Annotated in this window: 30 protein-coding genes and 1 pseudogene; 15 read left to right on the top strand and 16 right to left on the bottom strand. The window is 60.5% G+C overall.

The window, feature by feature from the left end:
* Positions 1-49: 49 nt before the first annotated feature.
* The gene (locus SynPROSU1_RS06315) at positions 50-304 is read left to right on the top strand and encodes a DUF6439 family protein (RefSeq protein ID WP_186572029.1); all 255 of its coding nucleotides are present in this window, start codon (positions 50-52) and stop codon (positions 302-304) included.
* Here the strand turns inward: SynPROSU1_RS06315 and SynPROSU1_RS06310 are convergent.
* A pseudogene (locus SynPROSU1_RS06310) lies at positions 264-701 on the bottom strand (ATP-binding protein). The gene SynPROSU1_RS06315 and the pseudogene SynPROSU1_RS06310 sit on opposite strands and share 41 nt — an antisense overlap.
* A 53-nt stretch (positions 702-754) precedes the next feature.
* Positions 755-1474, bottom strand: coding sequence for a GUN4 domain-containing protein (locus tag SynPROSU1_RS06305; protein ID WP_186572028.1), 720 nt, complete (start codon positions 1472-1474; stop codon positions 755-757).
* 39 nt (positions 1475-1513) lie between these two features.
* On the opposite strand from SynPROSU1_RS06305, the gene mnmH reads away from it, so the two are divergent.
* From mnmH to SynPROSU1_RS06285, 4 genes are read left to right on the top strand one after another with little or no spacing between them, the layout of a single operon-like run.
* Positions 1514-2557 (top strand): tRNA 2-selenouridine(34) synthase MnmH, encoded by a 1044-nt coding sequence (gene mnmH / locus SynPROSU1_RS06300; protein ID WP_186572281.1) that lies wholly within the window; start codon positions 1514-1516, stop codon positions 2555-2557.
* Between the two features lie 30 nt (positions 2558-2587).
* Positions 2588-2971 (top strand): photosystem II reaction center protein Psb28, encoded by a 384-nt coding sequence (gene psb28, locus SynPROSU1_RS06295; protein WP_186572027.1) that lies wholly within the window; start codon positions 2588-2590, stop codon positions 2969-2971.
* Positions 2968-4047, top strand: a complete 1080-nt coding sequence (locus tag SynPROSU1_RS06290) for an AI-2E family transporter (protein ID WP_186572026.1) — start codon at positions 2968-2970, stop codon at positions 4045-4047. The genes psb28 and SynPROSU1_RS06290 overlap by 4 nt, the downstream gene beginning before the upstream one ends.
* Positions 4044-5033, top strand: coding sequence for an AI-2E family transporter (locus SynPROSU1_RS06285; RefSeq protein ID WP_186572025.1), 990 nt, complete (start codon positions 4044-4046; stop codon positions 5031-5033). The genes SynPROSU1_RS06290 and SynPROSU1_RS06285 overlap by 4 nt, the downstream gene beginning before the upstream one ends.
* Positions 5034-5221: 188 nt before the next feature.
* Here the strand turns inward: SynPROSU1_RS06285 and SynPROSU1_RS06280 are convergent, their stop codons facing one another.
* On the bottom strand, positions 5222-5401 hold the full coding sequence (locus SynPROSU1_RS06280) for a hypothetical protein (protein WP_186572024.1): 180 nt from the start codon (positions 5399-5401) through the stop codon (positions 5222-5224).
* Between the two features lie 129 nt (positions 5402-5530).
* Between SynPROSU1_RS06280 and SynPROSU1_RS06275 the strand changes: the two genes are divergently transcribed.
* Complete coding sequence (locus SynPROSU1_RS06275) at positions 5531-5749, top strand: hypothetical protein (protein ID WP_186572023.1); 219 nt, start codon at positions 5531-5533, stop codon at positions 5747-5749.
* Here SynPROSU1_RS06275 and SynPROSU1_RS06270 read toward each other — a convergent pair.
* The 8 genes from SynPROSU1_RS06270 to SynPROSU1_RS06235 form a co-directional block, all read right to left on the bottom strand.
* Positions 5746-5961, bottom strand: coding sequence for a hypothetical protein (locus tag SynPROSU1_RS06270; RefSeq protein WP_186572022.1), 216 nt, complete (start codon positions 5959-5961; stop codon positions 5746-5748). The genes SynPROSU1_RS06275 and SynPROSU1_RS06270 overlap by 4 nt on opposite strands.
* Positions 5954-6943, bottom strand: a complete 990-nt coding sequence (secF, locus tag SynPROSU1_RS06265; RefSeq protein ID WP_186572021.1) for a protein translocase subunit SecF — start codon at positions 6941-6943, stop codon at positions 5954-5956. The genes SynPROSU1_RS06270 and secF overlap by 8 nt, the downstream gene beginning before the upstream one ends.
* 3 nt (positions 6944-6946) lie before the next feature.
* Complete coding sequence (gene secD / locus SynPROSU1_RS06260) at positions 6947-8428, bottom strand: protein translocase subunit SecD (protein WP_186572020.1); 1482 nt, start codon at positions 8426-8428, stop codon at positions 6947-6949.
* Positions 8429-8433: 5 nt separating this feature from the next.
* On the bottom strand, positions 8434-9417 hold the full coding sequence (locus SynPROSU1_RS06255; protein WP_186572019.1) for a pyruvate dehydrogenase complex E1 component subunit beta: 984 nt from the start codon (positions 9415-9417) through the stop codon (positions 8434-8436).
* 182 nt (positions 9418-9599) lie between these two features.
* Positions 9600-9917: a DUF3082 domain-containing protein gene (locus tag SynPROSU1_RS06250; RefSeq protein WP_186572018.1), complete on the bottom strand. Its 318-nt coding sequence runs from the start codon at positions 9915-9917 to the stop codon at positions 9600-9602.
* Complete coding sequence (gene ispE, locus SynPROSU1_RS06245; protein ID WP_186572017.1) at positions 9914-10837, bottom strand: 4-(cytidine 5'-diphospho)-2-C-methyl-D-erythritol kinase; 924 nt, start codon at positions 10835-10837, stop codon at positions 9914-9916. Before ispE ends, SynPROSU1_RS06250 begins: the two co-directional genes overlap by 4 nt.
* A gap of 9 nt (positions 10838-10846) precedes the next feature.
* Complete coding sequence (gene rsmA, locus SynPROSU1_RS06240; RefSeq protein ID WP_186572016.1) at positions 10847-11671, bottom strand: 16S rRNA (adenine(1518)-N(6)/adenine(1519)-N(6))-dimethyltransferase RsmA; 825 nt, start codon at positions 11669-11671, stop codon at positions 10847-10849.
* A 14-nt stretch (positions 11672-11685) separates the two neighbouring features.
* Positions 11686-12054 (bottom strand): YraN family protein, encoded by a 369-nt coding sequence (locus SynPROSU1_RS06235; RefSeq protein ID WP_186572015.1) that lies wholly within the window; start codon positions 12052-12054, stop codon positions 11686-11688.
* A gap of 72 nt (positions 12055-12126) precedes the next feature.
* Here SynPROSU1_RS06235 and SynPROSU1_RS06230 point away from each other — a divergent pair, with 72 nt between their 5' ends.
* From SynPROSU1_RS06230 to SynPROSU1_RS06210, 5 genes are read left to right on the top strand one after another with little or no spacing between them, the layout of a single operon-like run.
* Complete coding sequence (locus tag SynPROSU1_RS06230) at positions 12127-12612, top strand: pentapeptide repeat-containing protein (RefSeq protein ID WP_186572014.1); 486 nt, start codon at positions 12127-12129, stop codon at positions 12610-12612.
* 3 nt (positions 12613-12615) lie between these two features.
* Positions 12616-13044, top strand: a complete 429-nt coding sequence (locus tag SynPROSU1_RS06225; RefSeq protein ID WP_186572013.1) for a hypothetical protein — start codon at positions 12616-12618, stop codon at positions 13042-13044.
* Entirely contained in the window at positions 13041-13475 is a 435-nt protein-coding gene (locus tag SynPROSU1_RS06220; RefSeq protein WP_186572012.1) for a 23S rRNA (pseudouridine(1915)-N(3))-methyltransferase RlmH, read from the top strand. The genes SynPROSU1_RS06225 and SynPROSU1_RS06220 overlap by 4 nt, the downstream gene beginning before the upstream one ends.
* 9 nt (positions 13476-13484) lie before the next feature.
* Entirely contained in the window at positions 13485-14345 is an 861-nt protein-coding gene (locus SynPROSU1_RS06215) for a hypothetical protein (protein ID WP_186572011.1), read from the top strand.
* Positions 14346-14347: 2 nt separating this feature from the next.
* Positions 14348-14947: a 2OG-Fe(II) oxygenase gene (locus SynPROSU1_RS06210; protein ID WP_186572010.1), complete on the top strand. Its 600-nt coding sequence runs from the start codon at positions 14348-14350 to the stop codon at positions 14945-14947.
* Here SynPROSU1_RS06210 and SynPROSU1_RS06205 read toward each other — a convergent pair.
* Entirely contained in the window at positions 14916-15305 is a 390-nt protein-coding gene (locus tag SynPROSU1_RS06205) for a hypothetical protein (protein WP_186572009.1), read from the bottom strand. The genes SynPROSU1_RS06210 and SynPROSU1_RS06205 overlap by 32 nt on opposite strands.
* A gap of 89 nt (positions 15306-15394) precedes the next feature.
* Here SynPROSU1_RS06205 and SynPROSU1_RS14135 point away from each other — a divergent pair, with 89 nt between their 5' ends.
* The 3 genes from SynPROSU1_RS14135 to SynPROSU1_RS06190 are packed head-to-tail and all read left to right on the top strand — an operon-like array spanning position 15395 to position 17583.
* Entirely contained in the window at positions 15395-15799 is a 405-nt protein-coding gene (locus SynPROSU1_RS14135; RefSeq protein WP_186572008.1) for a DUF805 domain-containing protein, read from the top strand.
* A gap of 59 nt (positions 15800-15858) precedes the next feature.
* A complete protein-coding gene (locus SynPROSU1_RS06195) occupies positions 15859-16296 on the top strand; it encodes a LexA family transcriptional regulator (protein ID WP_186572007.1) in 438 nt (145 codons plus the stop codon).
* Positions 16297-16308: 12 nt separating this feature from the next.
* A complete protein-coding gene (locus SynPROSU1_RS06190) occupies positions 16309-17583 on the top strand; it encodes a Y-family DNA polymerase (protein WP_186572006.1) in 1275 nt (424 codons plus the stop codon).
* Positions 17584-17592: 9 nt separating this feature from the next.
* Here the strand turns inward: SynPROSU1_RS06190 and SynPROSU1_RS06185 are convergent, their stop codons facing one another.
* From SynPROSU1_RS06185 to dnaG, 4 genes are all read right to left on the bottom strand, one after another.
* Positions 17593-17988 carry a hypothetical protein gene (locus SynPROSU1_RS06185; protein ID WP_186572005.1) on the bottom strand — a complete coding sequence of 132 codons (396 nt, stop codon included), beginning with the start codon at positions 17986-17988 and terminating at the stop codon, positions 17593-17595.
* Positions 17989-18285, bottom strand: a complete 297-nt coding sequence (locus SynPROSU1_RS06180) for a hypothetical protein (RefSeq protein ID WP_186572004.1) — start codon at positions 18283-18285, stop codon at positions 17989-17991.
* Entirely contained in the window at positions 18285-18542 is a 258-nt protein-coding gene (locus SynPROSU1_RS06175) for a hypothetical protein (RefSeq protein WP_186572003.1), read from the bottom strand. The genes SynPROSU1_RS06180 and SynPROSU1_RS06175 overlap by 1 nt, the downstream gene beginning before the upstream one ends.
* 124 nt (positions 18543-18666) lie before the next feature.
* Positions 18667-20757, bottom strand: coding sequence for a DNA primase (gene dnaG / locus SynPROSU1_RS06170; RefSeq protein ID WP_186572002.1), 2091 nt, complete (start codon positions 20755-20757; stop codon positions 18667-18669).
* A 53-nt stretch (positions 20758-20810) separates the two neighbouring features.
* Between dnaG and SynPROSU1_RS06165 the strand changes: the two genes are divergently transcribed.
* A complete protein-coding gene (locus tag SynPROSU1_RS06165; protein WP_186572001.1) occupies positions 20811-21701 on the top strand; it encodes a DMT family transporter in 891 nt (296 codons plus the stop codon).
* Position 21702 lies beyond the last annotated feature (1 nt).

Below are 21702 nucleotides of genomic sequence, written 5' to 3'. Positions count from 1 at the left end.
GCCTTTTCACCAACGTGCTCCGAAACTAGATCGATCTGCCGATCAAGGGATGACACCACCCACGACACCATGGCCAGACTCCGCCAAAGCCAAGGCGGAAGAGCTGCATCAGTTGCTCCGCATTGGCGATCGCGACTGGCATCAACTGAAGAGCAACCGCCAGCGGCGTGGAGCTGAATTACTGGCGGCAGCGTTGGTGCAACTGCTCCGCCAAGGAGACAATAAGGATGTCGAGGAGCTGACCCAGCAGGCACTTGGCTGGATCAAAGGAGAGCTAAGGGATCCTGGCTGTCCCCGGCACTGACCGGACGCCGGCAGGCCAATTGCAGGCGGTTGCCTCTCCGGCTCCAGCGCACATCGTCGAAGCATTGATGAATCAGAAACAGCCCCCGGCCACTGGGGGCATCAAGGGCCGTCGGGAGGGACGCAGAACGGGACTGCCGAGGAAGGCCGCAGCCTTCATCCTGAACCTGCCAAACCAACCAGTTGGGGGTCAGGATCCGCCGAACGCGAAGCTTCTTGGCTGGATTCTCAGCATTGCCATGGCGGACTGCATTCACCAGGGCCTCGTGCAACCCCAGCTCAACGCGTTGAGTCGTGAGGACACAACCAACAGGCTAAGTGAGCAGCTCCAGCAAAGGGGCAAGCTGCAGTGTGGACGGCAAGGTGAACTCAGCCCAGCGAAACCTCTTGGACGGCACAGTTGGGCCCGTTGACGTCGATCTTTCGAACTTACCGTTGTTGGGAAGCCGCGTCAGGATCTGCGGGCAACAAGTGCTGGATGTTTAAGCACAGAATCCATCAGACGAACCCCCCGCAGTTGATTGATCAACGGCATGTGCCCCTCTGGTGCCTCGATCGACCAGGTGAATGAACCTGGATACCTGGTCCAAACGCCATCACATTTCCAACCGATCCGGGGCCAAAGGCGTTCATAACGGCCATCCAGGGCAGACAAGAGCTGGGATTGGGCTGTAAATCCAAAGCGGCCCTGGGAAAAAACCGTCCAGAGCCGATCGAGACTCACCAGATCAATTCCTGGCATCGCAGCCACTTCGGTGAAGTAGACGTAGCCCCGCTTCACAGCAGCATCCCCGGCCAAATCGCGCAGACACTGGCTTGTGATGCGATCCGCCTCCTCAAAATTTTGGTTGAGCAGCTCCTGTTGCAACGGCCCGTAATTCAGGCCAACCGCGGATTCAACCTTCAGCCAGCCTTCATCAGAGGATGTGATCAGTCCGGCAAGGGCCTGAGGCTGGTGCTGTTGAAGCACCTGCAGAATCCATCCCGCAGCCCAGTCATCACCGGCAGGATCGAAGCCCGAAAGGAGATCTGGCCCGAAGGAAGCCAGCTCTTCAGCTCGTGCTGCGATCTGCTTGATCAGAGGGCGACGTTGGCGAGGTGTTCCCTTCGCGAAACGATCAAGCAGCTGGTCAACGCTGAGTTTGGTGGCGGGTGTGGAACCGGAGAGCATGAGTCGCAACCGGCCCCAAATGGCTCGGTGTTGGCCACTATGTCAGGCATGGGCGAGACACGTTCAATCGAGATCCAGCAGCTTCGCGAGCTGAAAGGTCCGCTGGTGGATGTGCGCAGCCCCAGCGAATTTGCGAAGGGGCACTGGCCCGGGGCTATCAACCTGCCTTTGTTCAACGATGAGGAGCGAGCCGAAGTCGGCACCGCCTACAAGCAGCAAGGGCGACTACCAGCGATTCACCTGGGCCTTGAACTCACCGGGCCCAAGCTCAGCAGCCTGGCCCAGCAGCTGGAGCCCCTTCGCCAACTGGGCGATCCTCGGATCTACTGCTGGCGTGGGGGAATGCGCTCGGCCAGTATCGCTTGGCTCGCTCAGCAGATCGATCTCACACCCAGGCTTCTGCAAGGGGGGTACAAGAGCTACCGGCGCTGGACCCAGAACCGGTTTGAGCAGGCATGGCCCCTCCGCATCATGGGCGGTCGAACCGGGACTGGAAAAACAGATGTGCTGTTGGCGATGGCGGCCCGCGGTGCAGCTGTTGTTGATTTGGAAGGACTGGCCAACCACCGCGGCAGCACGTTCGGCGGCCTGGGCCTGCCGGACCAACCCAGCACTGAGCACTACGAAAACAAATTGGCCGAAGCGCTTGATCAGCACCAACGCAACCGGGCAACAGCAATCTGGGTGGAGGCAGAAAGCATCCAGGTGGGCCGCTGCCGTATTCCCAAAGCCTTGTTCGATCAAATGCAACAGGCCCCCGTTCTGGAGATTCAGCGCGACCTGAACGAACGGGTGGACCAATTGGTGCAGGTTTACGGCCATCAGGGGGGAGCTGCTCTCGCTGAGGCAACCCAGCGGATCAGTCGACGCCTGGGCCCCCAACGCACCAAGGAAGCCCTCGAGGCCATTGCCAGGGAAGACTGGGCCAACGCCTGCCGCGCCACGCTCGACTACTACGACCGCTGTTACGACCATGAACTGGAACGTTCGCCCAAGCGCAACAACATCGATTTATCAGGACTCAGTGCTGCTGAGGCCACACAGACCCTGATTGAGCGCAGGTTCGTCGAAATCCCCGATTAAGATCACCCCTGCCGACGGTGCCAGGACGACGTGAGCAAAGCAGCGATTCAGTTCTTTCGGGGAGTCAACGAGCCGGTGGTGCCCGATATTCGCCTGACCCGCAGCCGCGATGGACGCACCGGGCAAGCAACATTCCGTTTTGAACAGCCTGCTGCGATTGCGCCAGAGACGATGGGTGACATCACTGGCATGTGGATGGTTGATGAAGAAGGAGAGATGGTCACAAGGGAAGTCAACGGCAAGTTCGTGAATGGCAAAGCGAGTGCTCTTGAAGCCGTTTACTCGTGGAAATCTGAAGAGGATTTCGAACGGTTCATGCGCTTTGCCCAGCGCTACGCCGATGCCAATGGCATGGGTTATTCACAAAATCAGGATTCCGATCAGACTGACGCCGCAGACGACCAACAAGCTTGAGACTGCCCCACTGGCTGTCATTAACGGCCTTGATTGCAGCAATCATTTTGTTGTGGTCATTGCGCGAGCTCTTACTTCTGCTGTTCGCAGCAGTCGTTCTGGCCATGGCCCTTTGCACCCTTGTGGGCATCCTTCGAGAAAGGAGGCCGATGCAACGGCCTCTGGCTTTGGTTCTATGCATCGCCGGGCTGCTCCTGCTCGTGGCAGGGGCAGCGGGAGTTGTGGTGCCGCCCTTCCTCGAGGAATTTTCACTGCTGCTGCAAAAGCTGCCTGAAGCTGGACAAACCCTTGTACGCATGGGGGTCGACTGGATCGACACCATCAGTGAGGCCATCTATGGCACTGACGCATTTCCCGACATCGATGAACTTGAGCTCAACGGGCCTCGACAGCTCGTGCCCGATGGTTCATCACTGGCAGCAGGCGTAGGCAGCGGCTTGCTGGGTCTGCTCGGTTTGGCAGGAAATCTCGGCAATGGCCTTCTGCGCCTGTTGTTTGTGTTGGCGGTTGCTCTGATGATCAGCATCCAGCCCCAGGCCTATCGCAACGTGGGGCTTCAGCTGATCCCCTCCTTCTATCGACGCCGTGGGCGACGCATCCTGGATCAATGCGGTGCTGCCCTGAGCAGTTGGATGGTGGGTGTGCTGATCAGCTCCCTGGCGGTGTTTGTGCTCTGCAGCATCGCTCTGACGCTGTTGGGCGTGAAACTTGTTCTGGCCAATGCTTTGCTCGCAGGCCTGTTGAACGTGATCCCCAATGTGGGGCCAACGATGAGCACGATTTTTCCGATGGCCGTGGCTCTCCTGGATGCCCCATGGAAGGCAGCAGCGGTGCTGGGGGCCTACGTGGTGATCCAGAACATTGAGAGTTACGTGATCACCCCGTCGGTGATGCATCACCAGGTGAGGCTGCTGCCCGGGTTGACCCTGGCAGCGCAATTTCTATTCACGTTGCTGTTCGGACCTCTCGGCCTGTTGATGGCGCTGCCGCTGGCGGTGGTGCTGCAGGTGATCATCCGTGAGGTGCTGATCCACGATGTGCTGGACCGCTGGAAACGTCTGGAGCCGGCACGATGACAGCCGGCACGTTTCTCGTTGCCCTCACCCTTGTGGTGCTGGTGCTGCTGCTCTGGCACCTGCGCTGGGTGCTCCTTGTGCTGTTTGGCGCCGTGGTGGTGGCAGTGGCTCTGGATGTGCTGATTGTTCAGCTTCAGAAAAAAACCCGGCTGGACCGCCCCCAAGCCTTGGCTGCTGTGCTGGGGATTTTGCTGTTAGCCGGAGGCTTGCTGGGACAGCTGTTGGTACCGGAACTGATTAGCCAGTTCCAGCAATTGGGGCGAGATCTGCCGCAATTGTTCAGCAAGGTGTCGGAGCTGCTGAGCAGCGAGCCGCGTCTGGCTCAGCTGAATGAAGCAGTGGGGCAGGGCCTCAATCTGAAAGGGCTACAGCCGTTGCTGGGCTTTGCAGGAGGTGCAGCGAATTCGCTGATTCAGGTCTTCCTGATGGCACTACTCGCCATCTTGCTGGCCCTGGATCCCAGTGCCCATCGGCGCATGGTGGTCGCCGTGACGCCGCGCCCTGCCCGTAAGCGCATGGAGCAATTGCTGGATGAATGCCGGCAGGCACTGGGGGGGTGGCTCAGCGGCATGACCCTCTCCGCCACCACCGTGTTTCTGCTCACCTGGGGCGGACTGTTGCTGCTCAAAGCACCCCTGGCCCTGTTGAGCGCTCTGGTCTGCGGTCTGCTCACCTTCGTGCCGACCATCGGACCAACGGCGGCAACCCTTTTGCCGACGGGATTAGCACTGCTGCAATCGCCGCAATTGATGGTGTCGGTGCTGGTGTTTCGACTGGTGCTGCAGAACCTGGAGGCCTTTCTGCTCACGCCGTTGCTGCTGCGCAAAACCGTGAATCTGCTGCCCACCGTGGCCCTGACGGCCCAGCTCAGCCTTGGTGCACTGCTGGGGCTTCCGGGAGTGCTGCTTGCCCTACCCCTGGTGGTGGTGCTTCAGGTGCTGATGCAGCGGGTGGTGGTGCAGCAGATCATGGATCGCTGGGCCTGAACACAGACTCCTCCCCTGTATCGGCTCGAACATCCAGTAGCAAGGGTCACACCTAAGACCAGGTCTGACTAAGTACTTTTACTGGGTCGTGAGAGCGACGCGTCGAGCCTTGGGACTCTTTGGAGAGGGTCCCAATTTTTTTGCCCCAAGACAACGGCAAGCGCATCAGGGCAAGGCTGAGCAACCCCTTACAGCAGCTGACGCTTCTTTTTCTCGCTCGAATCACGCTCTCGTTCAACCGCCTGCCAATAGGCCGCAGAGACAGCGACCTCCTGACCCCGTTCAATTTTGTGCAGCCGAGCCTTCAGCGCCTCAACCTCCGCACGCAGCCCAATCACAACTTCGCTTAGACCAGGATTCAACTCCATGGAACCTGAGCAACCAGTTGAGTCGTAGCTCAGGCTCAACAGGCAATGACGTTCAGAGTGATACCGACAGCACCCATCTCAAGGCCTTCAATCCAATAATGTGTCCAACAGGTCTTGAGACGAACAGGCTTGGACGTCATCTTCAATTTCTCCCGTTATGAGGAACTGAGGCAGGCCGTGATGCAGCTGGTTCGCGAGAACCTCGATCCGGAGTTGCTTCACGAGGAAGCCCACGATCTGTTCGAGTCGTGGTGGACCTCCACCCACAGCCAGGGGCGTTGGAACGCCGATGTGAAACAACGCACCTGGGATTCAATCTGGCGCGAATTCGGGAATGGCTCCGGCTAGCCGAAGCGACGCCACAGGGACGGCGAACCCAGCAGCACCACCACAGCCAACTGGTGATGCCGAATCGCATACCCCAATCCTGTGACTGTGAACTGATCGCTGAGCAGCTGCACTTCGGTGCGCAGATCACCCAGGGCCAGCAGGATCAACAGAATCGGAAACCAACGTGCCGGATGGCGACGCCGTTGAGAGTCGCCGCTGTGATTAGTCACGGGAGCGGTCCCAGAGAGTGAGCAGCGACGGTGCCAGGGCGATGCTTGACCAGGAGCCGACCACGACCCCCAGGGCCAGGGCGATGGCAAACCAATAGAGCGTTGCCCCACCGAAGAACACCAGGGCCAGCAGGGGGAGCAACGTGGTTCCGCTGGTGTAAAGGGTGCGGGTCAACGTGGCCGACACCGCTTGATCCACTTGCAACGACAACGGAAGATCGGCCGCATCGTTGCTGCGTTCCCGGATGCGATCGAACACCACGACCGTGTCGTTCACCGAGTACCCGGCAATCGTCAGCAGGGAGACGGCAAAGAGACTGTCGACCTCCAGTTGGAGCACAACCCCAAGCCAGGCAAACACCCCACAAACGATGGCCACGTCATGAGCCAGCGCCACCAGTGCAAGAAAGGCATAGCGACGGTCGTAACGGAAGCTGATGTAAGCAGCGATACCGCTGAAGGCCACCAGCAGCGAAATCAGACTGCTGCGGAGCAGTTGACGGCCCAAGCTGGGGCCAATGGTGTCGACCGATTGACCACCGGCGAGGAACGGTCCTGCAATCGGTTCGACCACCTGAATCACCGCTTGGCCCTGGGCAGCCGACAGCGTTGGCAGGCGCAACAGCAGCGACTGACCACCATCCAACAGCTGAACCCGGGGCGCCCCGAGGTTGGGAAGAGCTTGGCCCTCCTCGAGCGGCAGCTCCATCGTGCGAATCACATCGGATACGGCAATCGCCTTGAGCTCTCCGCACGACCCATCACAACTGCGCTCAAGCTGAATCTGAGTTCCACCGGTGAAATCCAAGCCCGGACGCAGGGGTGCCCGAATCGAGGGATCCAACCAGCTGAGCAGCAAGCCCAGCAGACTGACCGCGACGACAAAGCCAGAGATCAGCCACACCCTTCGGCGCATGCTGCTAAGTGACCAGCGCAAGTTACGGACCTCTGCCGCTGTTGCCGATGACGACGCTTCAGTCATGGTTCAAGCGGAGGAAGAAGGAAGCTGCCGAGCGGGCAGGAAATTGCTGGGACGACGAAGACCGGAATATCCCATCAGGAAACGCAGCAGGGTTCGGGTGCAGGTGAGGGCGGTGAACAGGCTGAGCAACACACCGATGCCCAGGGTCGCCGCGAAGCCCTTGACCAGGCCAGTGCCAAGAAAAAAGAGCGCGGCGCAGCTGATCAACGTGGTCAGGTGACCGTCAACGATCGATGAAAACGCCTCGGAGAAACCGGTATCAATCGAGCGGATCAGGGTGTTACCTCGCCGCAGCTCATCTTTGATCCGCTCAAAGATCAGAACGTTGGCGTCCACAGCCATGCCAATCGAAAGGATGAATCCAGCGATTCCCGGCAGGGTGAGGGTGACGGGGATCAGGGCATACACCGCCAGGTTGAACAGGGCATACAGGCTGAGAGCCATCACAGCAACAGCTCCAGGCAGGCGGTAGGCCACCACCATGAACACGGCCACCAAGGCCAGGCCAGAGAGGGCAGCCACCAGGCTGCGACGGATGTTTTCAGCCCCAAGTGTGGGGCCAATGGTGCGGACCTCGATTACCTCAACGGGGAGAGGCAAAGAGCCGCCGCGCAGCTTCACCTCCAGTTCGCGGGCCGTTTCCGCACTGAAATTGCCGCTGATGGTGGCTGCACCACCTGAGATTCCAGCGCTTTGGAACTGGGGACCAACACTGGCGGCACTGATCAGCTGGTCATCCAAGATGATCGCCAGCAATCGATCAGTGCCTGCAATCGACTTGGTGAGATCAGCGAAAGCCTCTGCCCCCTCCCCGTCGAAGTTGAGCGTCACTTCCCAGCTGTTCGGGTTGTTCTGCAGCGGTTGGCGACCGGCCGTCACAAGCTGCTTACCCGTCAGCGAGGCCGGTTCAAGCATTGTGAGCAGATCGGCGTCGACCTTCGCGAGCAGGTCGCGCAGCTGTTCTTCCTCCGAGGTGGCCTGGCCCTCAAGCCCCAGGGCATCACGGGTTGTCTGGAGCTGATCCAAATCCAGCGGCTCTGGCGTTTCACCGCGTCGGATCTGATCCTCACGGAGCTTGAGAATGGCTTCCACCTGGGAGCGGAGCTGCCTCAGACCACGGAATTCAGCTTCAGTGTTGGGCTTCTGAGCACGGAACTCGAGCAGAGCCGTGTCGCCAAGAACTCTCGCAGCAGCGGTGGGATCCTGTTCGCCGGGGAGCTGCAACACCAGCTGCGACTCACCCACGGTCTGCAGGGTCGACTCGGCTACACCGAGGCCGTTAACCCGGCGATCGAGCACGGCTTTCACCGCTTCCATTTCCTCAGAGCCGACACGGGTGATCTCCCCGGCCGGCTTCACCTCAACAGTGAGCTGACTGCCGCCTCGCAGATCGAGGCCCAGTTCCAGCGGAGTACGAACCAAAAACATCCCGGCGGCAATGGCCAGGGCAAGAACAAGGGCAAACCAACCCTGATAACGCGCCATCAACGTCAGATGTCCTTGTTGACCAACGCCTGTGCCGCTTCAACGATCTGATGCGGCTGAATGATCGTGAGGTTCTCCAAGGATCCGTTGTAGGGGGTTGGAATGTCCTGACTGGACAAACGCATCGGACGGGCATCCAGATCGTCGAAGCACTGCTCCGTGATCAATGCGATCAGCTCAGCACCGATACCGCCTGTCTTCATGCATTCCTCCACCACAATCACCTTGTGGGTCTTGCGGATGGAGCGACTGATCGTCTCCATGTCAAAGGGCTTGAGGCTGATCAGATCGATCAGTTCAACGCTGACGCCATCGGCCTCCAATTGCTCCACTGCTTTCAGGCAGTGGTGGCGCATTCGGGAATAAGTAAGGATCGTCACATCGGTGCCTTGCTGCACCAAATCAGCCTGATCAAGAGCACAGGTGTACTCGCCTTCGGGGAGCTCCTCGGTGAGGTTGTAAAGAAGGACATGCTCGAAGAAGAGCACGGGATTGTTGTCCCGAATTGCGGCCTTCATCAGGCCCTTGGCATTGGTGGGCGTGCTGCAGGCCACGATCTTGATGCCTGGCACCGCATGGAAGTAGGCCTCAAGCCGCTGGCTGTGCTCAGCGCCAAGCTGACGACCCACGCCACCGGGGCCGCGTACCACCGTGGGAATGGTGAAGTTGCCGCCACTGGTGTAGCGGAGCATCCCCATGTTGTTGGAAATCTGGTTGAAGGCCAGGAGCAGGAAGCCCATGTTCATTCCTTCAACGATCGGGCGGAGACCGGTCATCGCAGCACCCACCGCCATACCGGTGAAACCGTTCTCGGCAATCGGCGTGTCCAGCACCCTGAGGTCGCCGTATTTCTCCGCCAGATCCTTGGTGACCTTGTAGCTGCCGCCGTAATGGCCGACGTCCTCCCCCATCACACAGACGTGGGGATCTCTACCCATCTCCTCGTCGATGGCTTCCCGCAGAGCGTTGAAGAGAAGTGTTCCTGCCACGGCGTCCCTTTGATCCCGGCCAATCCGGGTGGTGAGGCCAAGCTATCTCAGTCAGCGCAGCGTCAACCTCCGGCCGCAAAGGTGAACAGCAACAAAACCGAGAGCAACATGGCCGGAGACAGCAGCAGCGCCAGCTGACCGAGGTCGTGGGGCGTCATCCAAACCCTGACATTGAGCCGACGCTAGGCAGGGTTCTGATCGCGAGCCGTAAAGAGACTGCGAAGAAACACCAGGGTCAGACCGAGAGCCACAAACCCAGTGCTGAAAGTGGCCAGAAAGGACAAGCCCACCAGCAAGGTCTTCAGGGTGACGGCAATGTTTTGGGCGATCGGCGAGCTGTAGTGGGGTGGGTGAACAGCGAAGTACACCACCATCCGCCGGCTCCAGCCCAGAGCCAGCCAAGCCAAGAATCCAGCTGTCAGCGCCCCAGAAAGAAAACTCAGCGGACCTTTGCGGGGATCCCTTGGCTCGGGACTCTCTGGGGTGTTGGCATCAGTCATGACTCAATCCTCACGCCATCGCGGCGGAGGGCGCAAGACCACGCCTTCAATCCGGCACGTTCCAGCTGGGGAGCGAGTTCGCCCTGGGCCTGTCGGCATGACTCCAGATCGCGGAACAGTGCAAAGCAACTGGGACCTGAACCGCTCATCGCCACCGCCAGGCTGTGGGGAACGCTCTTCAACAATTGAAGCGCCGACCGCACAGCAGCTGTTTCGGGCGCCACCACCTTCTGCAGATCGTTGCGCAAGGGAGGGGGAAGGTCACTGCGCAATGGGTTGAGCCAAGCATCGCTCCGCAAGGCCTGCCGGCGTCGTTCAAAGGCAGCCTCATCAGCGAGGTAGTGGGATTGGTTCAGCTCACGGCAACGTTTGTAAGCCCATGGCGTTGAAACACTCACCCTGGGGTCTTTGACCAACAACACCGCCAGGGGGTCGTTGGTCGGCGGCACCGCTTCCAGCCGCTCCCCACGCCCGAAACAGAGCTGACACCCTCCGGTCACACAGAAGGGCATATCCGAGCCGAGCTCGGCGGCCATGCGCTCCAAATCACTGGGGCTATGGCCCAACCCCCACAGGGCATTCAGACCCACCAAGGCTGCAGCGCCATCGCTGGAGCCTCCAGCCAGGCCAGCACCAATGGGAATGCGTTTCTCCAGATGAATCAACGCGCCCAATTCGCTGAAACCAGAACGGTCCCGCAGCAGCTGAGCTGCACGCAGGATCAGGTTGTCGTCGCCAACACTGAGGCTGGCCTCATCGCAACTGAGGCTGATCCGCGCATCAGCGGTGTTCTCAAAGCTCAGACGATCCGCCAATTCGATGCTCTGCATCACCATGGCCAGCTCATGGAAACCGTCCGACCGCAGCCCCAGGACCTCCAGGTGAAGATTGACTTTGGCCGGGGCCGTCACCGTGATCATGGTGGTCGTTCAGTCGCCCCGATTCAAACCCCTGGCCAGGGCAACCCAAGTGTGCGGTGCCAGTTCCTGGGGACGCTGCTGAAGGCTGAAGCCAGCGGAGGCAGCCAAAGCCTGCAAGCGGTCGGGATCGGCCACGCCCGCCAGGGTGTTGCGCAGCATTTTTCGCCGGGCCAGGAAGGCCTGCTTCAGCAGGGATTCCACCTGGGACGCCAAGGCCGGCTCCACCCGCTCGGACGGCGACAAAGGCTCCAGGCAGATCACTTCCGACTGGACCTTCGGTGGGGGTTGAAAACAACGCGGCGGCACCGGACAGACCGAACGGCAGCGGGCCAGCAACTGCATGCGCACACTCAGGGCGCTGAAACTGCTGTGGCCGGGCCGGGCCCGGATCCGCTCCGCCACTTCCTTCTGCACCAGCAAGACAAGCCGTTGGTATGGCGGATCCACAGGGCGATCCAACCGCCCCACCAGCCGCTCAAGCAGAGGGCCTGTGATGTTGTAAGGGATGTTGGCCACCACCTTGTCGGCGATGTGGCCATCATTCAATTCGAGGGGCGCCTCGAGCACATCTCCCTGGTGCAGGCTGAACGCGGGCTGATCAGCGAAACGGTCCTGCAAACCGGCCACCAGATCGCGATCAAGCTCAATCGCATGCACCGCCCCAACATCCGCAGCCAGAAGACGCTCGGTCAAGGCACCGCGGCCGGGTCCCACCTCCAGCACACGGTCGGTCGGCTCAAGATCGGCAGCCTCAACAATCCGCTGCAGCACGGAGTCATCGCGCAACCAGTGCTGGCCGAAGCGTTTGCGGGCGTGATGTCCGGAGAAACCCATGGATCAACTGTGCATCAGCACAGCCGCTCCACATCCATCCAGCGAATCGTTCCGTGGGATGGCATCAACGGCACAAGGGCGAGCTTGATCCGCAGCAGCTTCTCGGCGGACGTTGGATGCGCGGCTCTCCAACAGCTGATCGCACGCGCCATGCGGCGCCGTTTGGCGGAATGAAACGCGTCCAGGCCACGACGGTCCCAGTGACCGATGCGACGCCCTTTCACCTCCACCACCAACAGCTGCTGATGCTGCTCCAGCACCAGATCCAGTTCCCCCCAGCGGCAGCGCCAGTTGCGATCGAGCAACCGCCATCCCTTCGCTTCAAGCTGTTGCAAGGCCTGCTGCTCCGCCCAGCGTCCGCTGCATTGAGACTCCACCGGCATGAACCATCACTTTCTTGTTCAAACCATTCCCCCCAGAAACGGCTCTAGGGTTCAGCGGTGATTGTTCCGCTCATGCGCAGACGCTTCGCGGCCCTTCTGGTCTCCTTTTTGGTTCTGACATGTCAATGGCTGGTGGCAACTCCGGCCCACGCCGCCATGGATGTCGCCAAACAGGTCTTGATCGGTGCTGACTATGCCGACAAGGACCTGCGTGGGGCCACCTTCAATCTGAGCAACCTCCGGGAAGCCGACCTGTCTGGATCAGATCTCCGCGGGGCAAGCCTGTACGGCGCGAAGCTGCAGGACGCCGACCTCAGCGGCACCGATCTGCGCGAAGCAACGCTGGACTCCGCCGTGATGACGGGCACCAACCTCTCGGATGCCGTTCTGGAGGGAGCTTTTGCCTTCAACACGCGCTTCAAGGACGTGGTGATCACGGGAGCTGACTTCACCGATGTCCCCATGCGCGGTGACCAACTCAAAAGCCTCTGTGCCGTTGCCGATGGGACGAATTCCGTCACGGGCCGCAGCACCCGCGAGAGTCTCGGTTGCGGCTGAATCATGAGCTTTGATTCCCGCAGTTTGGATCGTCTGCGCGAGTTGGGTCGCCAACTGCCAGAACGCTTACCTGAACCCAAAAAACCTGTAGCTCCCAAAGCCAGCCAGGTGCGGCACCGCGTTGAAACCGAGAAGAATCCGGATGAGCTTTTCCGGGAACTGATGAAGGCCAGCCAGGACGGCACGGTTCCTGAGCACCTCATGGCCCGCCTCAAACAGTTGGAGAGCCAACGCCAATCAACGGGACAACCGTCGCCGTTGAACAGCAGCAATGACATGCCCAACGTTGCTGCGCCAATGCGCAGCAAGCCTGGACCGGGCAAAAACACACAGCCGAAACGACCGAACGTTGCCCCTGGCAGCGAGGAGGAGAGCCTCTACGTGGCCTTCGGGCAGCTCTTCCTCGAGGACGACGAAGGGGACGACGTTTGAACCCGGCCCGTTGCCGGATCCTTGCGGTGGGAAAAGTCCGTCGCGACTGGATTCAGAACGGTATCGACCTCTACCTCAAACGCCTGCCGGGGATGACCATCAGCGAGCTTCGGGACAGCACCCCGGACAAGGAGGCCGATGCGATCCGAGCGGCCCTGCGGCCCGACGAAACCCTGATCGCCTTGATGGAACAGGGCGACACCCTGGCCTCGGTTCCCTTCGCACGACGCCTCGAACAGTTGGGCAACCAGCGGCTCGCCTTTGTGATTGGTGGTGCCGATGGCCTGACTCCTGCGCTCAAAGCGCAGGCCCACTGGCGACTGAGCCTCTCCCCCATGACCTTCCCCCATGAACTGGCGCGGCTGATGCTGGTGGAACAACTGTTCCGGGCCCAGGCGATTGTTCAGGGCAGCCCATATCACCGCGCCTAGGGTTTCGCGATGGCCGCTGATCTCTGTGCCTCCACCATGCGTCTGGCCCTGCTCTCCCCGATCCATGGCCAATCGATTGATCACATCGCCCGTCAGCTGGAGAACTACAGAATTTTTCTGGCGCCCTTTGAGCTGCGCCACTACTTCCACGTGTCGTTGGAGAGTTCTCCAGATCTCCAAACCGACCTCACCGCCCTGGCGGAACGGGAGGGCCACAGCATTGTCTTCACCAATCGCAGGCGCCCCACCTGGCGGCCTTGCACGGCCTATGCCCTGTGCGAACTGATCAAAACAGCGCTTGCCGATGACCACATCCCCGACAAAGTGCTTATTCACACCGACACAGATCTGTTGGTGTCTGGCGAAGCAAAAAAGAGGCTGATCAAGAGCAGAATTGGCTGCGGTGAAAGGTCTTTCCGCGGTGAAAAAGGGCGATGGAAATGGTCCAAAAAAGCTCAAAATGACCCCCGCATCCAACGGTTCATTGCGGAGATGCTCGATGGGGATCCGTCGCAATTGCGCATGGGTCGGATCTGTGGCGCCTACATGCCCTGGTCTGTTTTCAAGACCTTTGGCGTGATTTACAACCAATATTTCGACACCAGCTACTTCGAAAAGAGCCCCAAACGCCACTGGCCCCTGACGGAAATTGCGATCCCAACCATCCTGAGGCTGCTGCAAGGCCCCAACCAGCGCTTTCGCGCACCGTTGATCAAAGTGCCGAAGAACAACAAGGTGTCTCCCAACAGCATCGATCGCATGCGACGCCGTGGCGACAGCTTCGGGCTCAAGAAAATCTCCCGCGACACTGACAGCGAAGCGTTTCACTACCTCATGCGCCTGCAGGAGCAAGCCGCAGAGGAGGGGTGATCATGCTGCACGTTGTTGACAACCTGCTGTCCGCTGATGCCTTGCAGGAACTTCGCGAGCTCTGCGAGATCCATGGGCAGATCAGAGAGCAGCATGACGGCGATGCGCAGTTCAGCTGGCGCCCCGAAACAGGCCCCTCCCGCTCCATCCACGCGCCTGCCCAGCAAGCCATCGTCGATCGCTACCTCAACGATGCCCTTCTCCCCTTGGCAACCCCGTTTGCCCCCCAGCGGGCCGGGATCGAGTGGTGGTGCAACACCAACAACGACCTCGACTGGCACGTCGACAAGGATGAACTGGAAGGAAGTCGCAGCGGCCGTTACGTGTTGCCCTTGCTGTCTACGGTTTTTTATCCCCACGTGAGCTGTGCTGGCGGCGAACTTCTGATCGCCGACAACCCCCCGATCAGCAACGGCTATCAGGGGCCCCTGCCAACGTTTCGCTCGGTGATCTCCATCCCACCGGTGATGAACCGTCTTGTGCTTTTTTCTCCAGGCATCCTGCATCGCATCAACCCGTTCGAAGGCGAGCGTTACTCCGTCGCCGTCAACATCTGGGCCCAGCCGCCCCTCACCACAACGGCTGCAGGGCCACCGGCTTGAATTTCTCGATTGAGACCGTCCAGGCCCGTGGTGCAAAGGCCTGAAGCGCCGCTTTGAACGCGCCCGTATCACCCGTGTTCAGCCATGCCGCTTTGATCCTGGGCACATCCTCCGGCAGCCGTTCCATTGGCAGCTCCACCAGCAGCAGGCTGTCGTCGCCTGCAGCGCGCTGCAGACAACCCTGATCACTGCGCTGCCAGACCCGCAGCAGCAGCTCCAGCACCAGAACATGACCCAACGCCTCCGGAGCCTCGCCCTGCGGAGCCACCTCTTTCTGAGACCGCCCCCCCAGGGGCAACGCCCGTCGCCCCTGCTGATCGATCAGCGCCATGGCCACCAAATACGGAGTGTCTGCCATACCAAAAATCAATACCTCAACATAAAGCTTCCTCTTTCAAATTCCGTCGATAGATTTGGTTAATACAATCAAACAATCCTGAAAACAAAATGCTAAGACTTAAAGACTCCCTGATAAGCAACAACAAGAGCCTAAAGAAATCATTCATGTACAGCGGTCGCGCCTCAAGGGAGGAGTTCTTTTTATTCCTCTACTTTCAGGTCGTCTTCGTCCTTTTCAACCTTATTTTAATTGGATTGACATCTCCTCTTCTCAACCTCCTCCCCGCTAGCACAAAAAATATTATTTTAATCATCTTATCGCTTCCATTAATTGTTTACTACGTCGGCCTTCCATTCGCATTCGCATCCCTCTGCGCTCGTCGCCTTCATGACCTCGGCATGAGCCTCAAAAGCCTTCACATCCTCCCCTTTGTTGCCCACAAAATGGGCAACAAAGAGGTCAACGCGTGGGGAACCCCCCCCCGGGCCCGGCCCCCCCCCCCCCCCCCTTAACGAGCGACGAAGAAGACGAAGCTCCGGTATAGTACAAATGAACTATGTAGCGGATTGCCATGGAGGGCAAGCAAGGCAATCCACTGCTGCCCCTGCAGCCAAGGCGCAACCGGCTCACCCTGCCCCTGGCCGGGGAACGCGTCGCCGCGGGTTTTCCGTCCCCCGCTGAGGACTACGTCGATGTGGGGATCGACCTCAATGAACAACTCATCCGGCATCCCAGCAGCACCTTTTTCCTACATGTCAGCGGCAACTCCATGACCGACGCCGGCATCCACGATGGTGACCTCCTGGTGGTCGATCGCAGCCTCGAACCGCGACCGGGAAAGGTGGTCGTAGCGGTACTGGACGGATCCTTCACGCTCAAGCGCCTGATGCGCCATCGCGGCAGGTTGCGCCTGGAAGCCGCCCATCCGGACTATCCCCCGCTGGAGCTTCACCGCTGCGGTGAGGTTCAGATCTGGGGCGTGGCCATCCACGTGATCCATCCGCTCTGAGGCGAGATCGCCATGCCTCAGGCCACAGCCCTGATCGATGGAAACAATTTCTATGCCTCCTGCGAGCAGAGCCTGGACCCGGCCCTGATCGGCCACCCTGTCGTGGTGCTGTCCAACAACGACGGCTGCATCGTGGCGCGCAGTGCCGAAGCCCGTGCCCTGGGGATCCGGATGGGGACGCCATATTTCAAGGCGCGTCGGGAGCTTGAACGGCACAACGTGGTGGTGCGCAGTTCGAACTACGCGCTTTATGCCGATATGAGCCAGCGAATGATGAGCCTGCTGGAGGCCCACTGCGAAGAGCTGGAGGTGTATTCAATCGATGAAGCCTTCGGGAGGGTTCGTCGTCCCAGCAATGGTGATCTGCAAGGTTGGGCCCGCCAGCTGCGGGCCCAGGCCCGGCAGAACCTCGGACTCCCAATCGCCATCGGTCTGGGGGCCAGCAAGGGACAGGCCAAGCTGGCCAATCGCCTGGCCAAGCAGACCGCGGACCATGCCGGAACGTTCGACCTCGGCCAATGCGACAACCCGGATCACTGGCTGGAAACAATTGCAATCGAGGATGTGTGGGGGATCGGTCGTCAATTGGCCCATTGGTGTCGACTGCGGGGCATCAACAACGCACGACGCCTGCGCGACATGCCGAGCGGTGAGCTGCGCGCCAAATGCGGTGTGGTGGGTCTGCGTCTGCAACGCGAACTGCGCGGCCATGCCTGCCTACCGCTGGAGCTAGCACCAGCACCGAAGCAGGAAACCTGCGTGAGCCGCAGTTTCAGCCGACCGATCACGAGCCAGGAGGAACTGCAGCAGGCCATCGCCACCTATGTGGTGCGGGCCGCCGAGAAATTACGCAAGCAACAGCAGCGGGCGGCAGCCCTCACCATCTACACCCGCACCAGCCCGTTTGCTCCCGGCTTTTACAGCCAAGCGGCCAGCACGCAGCTGGACCTAGCAAGCAACGACACGGCCGTGCTGCTGCAAGCAGCGCGACCCTTGGTGGCACGAATCTTTCGCCCCCATCGTCAACTGGCCAAGGCCGGTGTGCTGATGCAGCACCTGCAGAGCCATGAGATTCTCCAAACCCATCTGATGGTGCCGATGAGTGAAGAGCAGCAGCAGAAACGGGAATGCCTGATGCAGACCATCGACCGGATCAATCGGCGTTACGGACGTGGAAGCCTGCAATGGGCAGGCTGCGGACTGCAGCCGAGCTGGTTGATGCGACGGGAGCAACTCAGCCGCGCCGCCACCACCCGTCTCCAGGATCTGCCGGTGGTGAGGGCCTGAGCCTATCCATCACGGCTCACCCAGAAAACGACAGGCCGGGAGGCTGGTCGCCACCTGATCCACACCGTCGAGAAAAGCTTCAGCATCGACAGCCCGCGTACGCACAAAACTGGTTTGAATCTCCTCCAGCTGAGCCATGGCGTCGTCGTGACTCAGGCCAGTGGATGTGTGCGCCAAGCTGCAGAGGGACGTCGCGACGCCACGCCCGAAGCCACGAGAACTGGCCTGACGGCGCACCGCTGAAAGCAGGATCGGCACCACGAGTCCACCCAACACAAGGGCAAGAACAATCAGGCTCCAGAGACGACCGCCACGCACCCAGTAAGGAACAAGGTATAGGCCGCTATTGGCAGGGGACGGAGGATCAGAGGGCGGCCCGGAAGGCGGAGTTGGACTGTTCGTCACTCAGACCTCCTGCAACAACTGAATAACCTGTTCACGGGTGCTGAGCAGCAAGACCATCCGCTCACCATGGGCGTTGAGACCAGTCTGCTCCCGCACCAAATCAGTGCTGGCCAGAGCCAATCCTCCCGTTTCGGTGAACAACACCGGCAACGTGCCCTGGTGCCCCCGCATGCCCTGTAGATCCAGCGCCTGACGCACGGCCCGCTGCGCTTTGTCAGAACCCAAACGCTCCACAAAGACCGGCCAGAGGTGGTTCACAGGAGCGAGAGCTGCAAAATCAAGCTGCGTATCAGACATCAGGATGGCAACAACGCGAGGGCTTCACTGATCATCTGCGGGGTGACAGCGATGCGCTCGAGCGGATCGGCATTGTCGAGGTACGCATCAAAGGAAGCAAACCGCTCGATCACCGGATCAGCTCCCTCGGCGGCGCAAGCCTCGATCCAATCCCCATCCTCTGGCTTCACAGCGACGTAGGCCTGCAGCGCTTCCTCGAGATCTCCGCCGTCGCCAACGCCCTCGCCATGCCAGATCGCTTCGAAGAATTCAGACATCTCAGCTCAGGGACAGATGTTGGTTGTGGTGGACCAAGGCCACAGGCTTTTCCACGCTGGCGAGGCCAGCAGGGAAATTCAACCAGACACGGACGATCCAAAGACAGGGGCCAAAGACAACAACTCAAGCAGCGGGTGGAATCACATCACCGGAGGAATCGACCACTGGGGAGTCGACTGCAACGGTGTAACTCGCGCAACGCTGCTGATCCAGATGGCCGATGTGTTTTCTCTCCGTGTAATAGAGCTCCTGATAGCGCAAAGCATCACGGTTGAGGTCATCGAACAAGGCCTGAATCCGTACCTCCATATCGATGTTGTTCTGGTCTGACGAGGCGTCCTGATCGATCAGCACAGCGATGCAGGATTCCAGGGTCTGCAGACGCTGGCCGCCCCAGGCCTCCAGCAGATGCCGGCAGCGCTTCAAGCTTTTCTGCCGCTCCAGCAGGGCAGCAATGCCCCGCAGCTGCTCCAGCGGCTCCGCCAGGGCAACACGCTGCAATTCACCGGGCTCCAGCAAGGGAGTCAAGCGGGACACCAGCGCGCTGCTCTCCAGCAGCAACTGATCAGTGAGCAACCGCGGCAGGTCCATGACGTCGAGACCCTCGCCGTCGTCGTCACATCGGCTGATCGCCTCCATCCGCCCCTCACCCAGGTTGGTTTCCTCCAGATCCGTGATGGCCGCCCAGAGATGGCGGTGATGGGGAATGGCGAAATCCTCCAGTTCGCGTTGGCGCAACTCCTGGCGAATGGTGGCCCGGTGCCGGGGGCAGTGGAGATACAGACGCAGCAGGTCTGCCTCACAACGCTCTCGTTGCCCGGTTTCACCCGGCTGCTCATGGCGGCTGGAGCGCCCATGCCAACGCTGGCCCTTCACCTGCTGGCGCAGATCGTCCTCCAACTGGAGCGCCAAGCGCCCCTGTCCACCACTGAGTCGCTCCGCCACCCGTTGGAGGTAGTGGGTGCGGACAGCGGACTGAGGGAGTTTGCCCAGCAGCCCCACCAGAGCCGTCACGGCCTGCTGGAACTGATCAGCCTTGCTGAGATCGCGCTCCTCGAGCACCTGCTCGATCTGCCAGTCGAGCCAGAGGGGGGCCTGATCAAGAAGAGCGCGGTAATCACCGGCCCCGTTCTGCTTCAGGAACTCATCAGGGTCTTTGCCAGACGGCAGGTGAAGCACTCGAAGCTCCAGCTGGCCCTGCATCGCCAGCTGCTCCACCTCGCCGATGGCCCGATTGGCCGCACGGACGCCAGCGCCGTCGGCATCAAAGTTCAGAACGATCCGCTTGCTGTCGCTGACGCGGCACAACTGGGTGATCTGCTGACTGCTCAGGGCCGTGCCCAGGGAGGCCACCGCGTTGGTGATGCCAGCGGCATGCAGGGCAATCACATCGAAATAACCCTCCACCACCACCGCCCGGTCGTCCTTGCGGATGGCGTTGGAAGCTTTATCGAGACCAAACAGATGCTTTCCCTTTTCAAAGACCTCGGTCTCGGGGGAGTTGAGATACTTCGGCTCGCTGCCATCAAGACTGCGCCCCCCGAAGCCAATCACCCGACCCTGACGGTCGTGGATCGGAACCATGACCCGATGGCGAAAGCGGTCATAAAACCCATTGCCGCCCTTGCGTGGCACGACCAGGCCAGCGGCCTCCAAAAGCTCGGGAGCCAGCCCCTCCACCTGTTGCAGATGCTTCAGCAGGCCATCCCATTGATCCGGGGCATATCCGATCTGAAATGACTCCTGCGTGGCGGGGCTGAGACCTCTGGATTCGCTGAGGTATTTCAGGGCCTCTGCGCCCGTCGGTGCCAGCAACTGACTGCGAAACCAACCGGCGGCGAGGGCCAGGGCCCGTTGCAGCTTGTCCCTGCGCGACAGCTGCTGCCGCAACCGCTCCTGCTGCGGACCGTCCACCGTCTCGATCGGGAGCTGGTAGCGCCGCGCCAGATCCAACACCACATCACTGAAGCTCTGCCGTTGGAACTCCATCAGGAACTTGATGGAGTTCCCGCCAGCGCCGCAGGAGAAGCAGTAGTAGAACTGCTTGGCGGGAGACACCGTCATCGACGGTTTGCTGTCGTCATGGAACGGGCAGATCCCGACGAATTCCCGCCCCTTCTTCTTGAGCACCACGTGCTCGCCCACCACATCAACGATGTCGGCCCGTTCCTTAACGGCCTCGATCGTTCTTGGATGCAGGCGGGCATTCACCATCGGTCCATTCTGCGAAGTCGCAGGGTTCCGTGCACCCCGTCATCAGAGCACCCATGGCCGAACCGCAGAACGCACAACCCTGGTGGAACCGGGAATCGGTGCGGGGTAGCCGGGCCCTAATCCTCAGCTCCCTGGCCTTCAGCCTGATGACGGTCTGCGTTAAGCAACTGAACAGTCGTCTCCCGGTGGCGGAAATCGTGCTGAGCCGGGCCTTGATCAGCATCGTTCTGACTGCCGTGGGTCTGCGCCTCGCTGGGGTCTCCCCCTGGGGCCATCGACGGGGCCTGCTGGTGGCCCGTGGGTTATTGGGAAGCCTGGCTCTGCTCTGCTTCTTCGAAGCGATTGACCAACTGCCGCTCGCTTCAGCGACGGTGCTGCAATACACCTACCCCACGTTCACGGCCGTAGCGGCGCTGCTGCTGCTGGGCGAACCGCTGCGCCGACGCATCAGTGGAGCAGTTCTGCTGGGCTGGATCGGCGTCACGCTGGTGGTGCAACCCCAGTGGCTCACGGGGACAGCACAACCTGCACAGCTGATCCCTGCACTGATCGGCATTGCAGGTGCCCTGATGACCGCTCTGGCCTACGTCAGTGTGCGGCGGCTGTCGGAAACCGAACACCCGCTGGTGATCATCCTGTATTTCCCGATGATCTCGGTGCCCCTGACCCTGCCCTGGGTGCTGCATCAAGGGGTGTGGCCCATCGGCAACGAATGGTTTTGGCTCCTGGGGGTCGGCGTGCTGACCCAGCTGGGCCAGATCTGGGTGACCGAAGGATTGCGATGTCTGCCCGCCGCCCGAGCCACGTCGATCAACTACGTGCAAGTGGTCTTCGCCGCTTGCTGGGGCTGGCTCTGGTTTGCTGAATCGATCAATGCCTGGCAGGTGGGTGGGGGGATGCTGGTGCTGTCCGCAACCCTGATCAGCTTGTCGGCCCGAAATTAGA

It is taken from the genome of Synechococcus sp. PROS-U-1, from assembly GCF_014279755.1.
In the GTDB taxonomy this organism is placed as follows: domain Bacteria; phylum Cyanobacteriota; class Cyanobacteriia; order PCC-6307; family Cyanobiaceae; genus Parasynechococcus.
The sequence above is the reverse complement of the archived record's forward strand: the minus strand, read 5'-3'. Positions and strand labels throughout refer to the sequence as shown.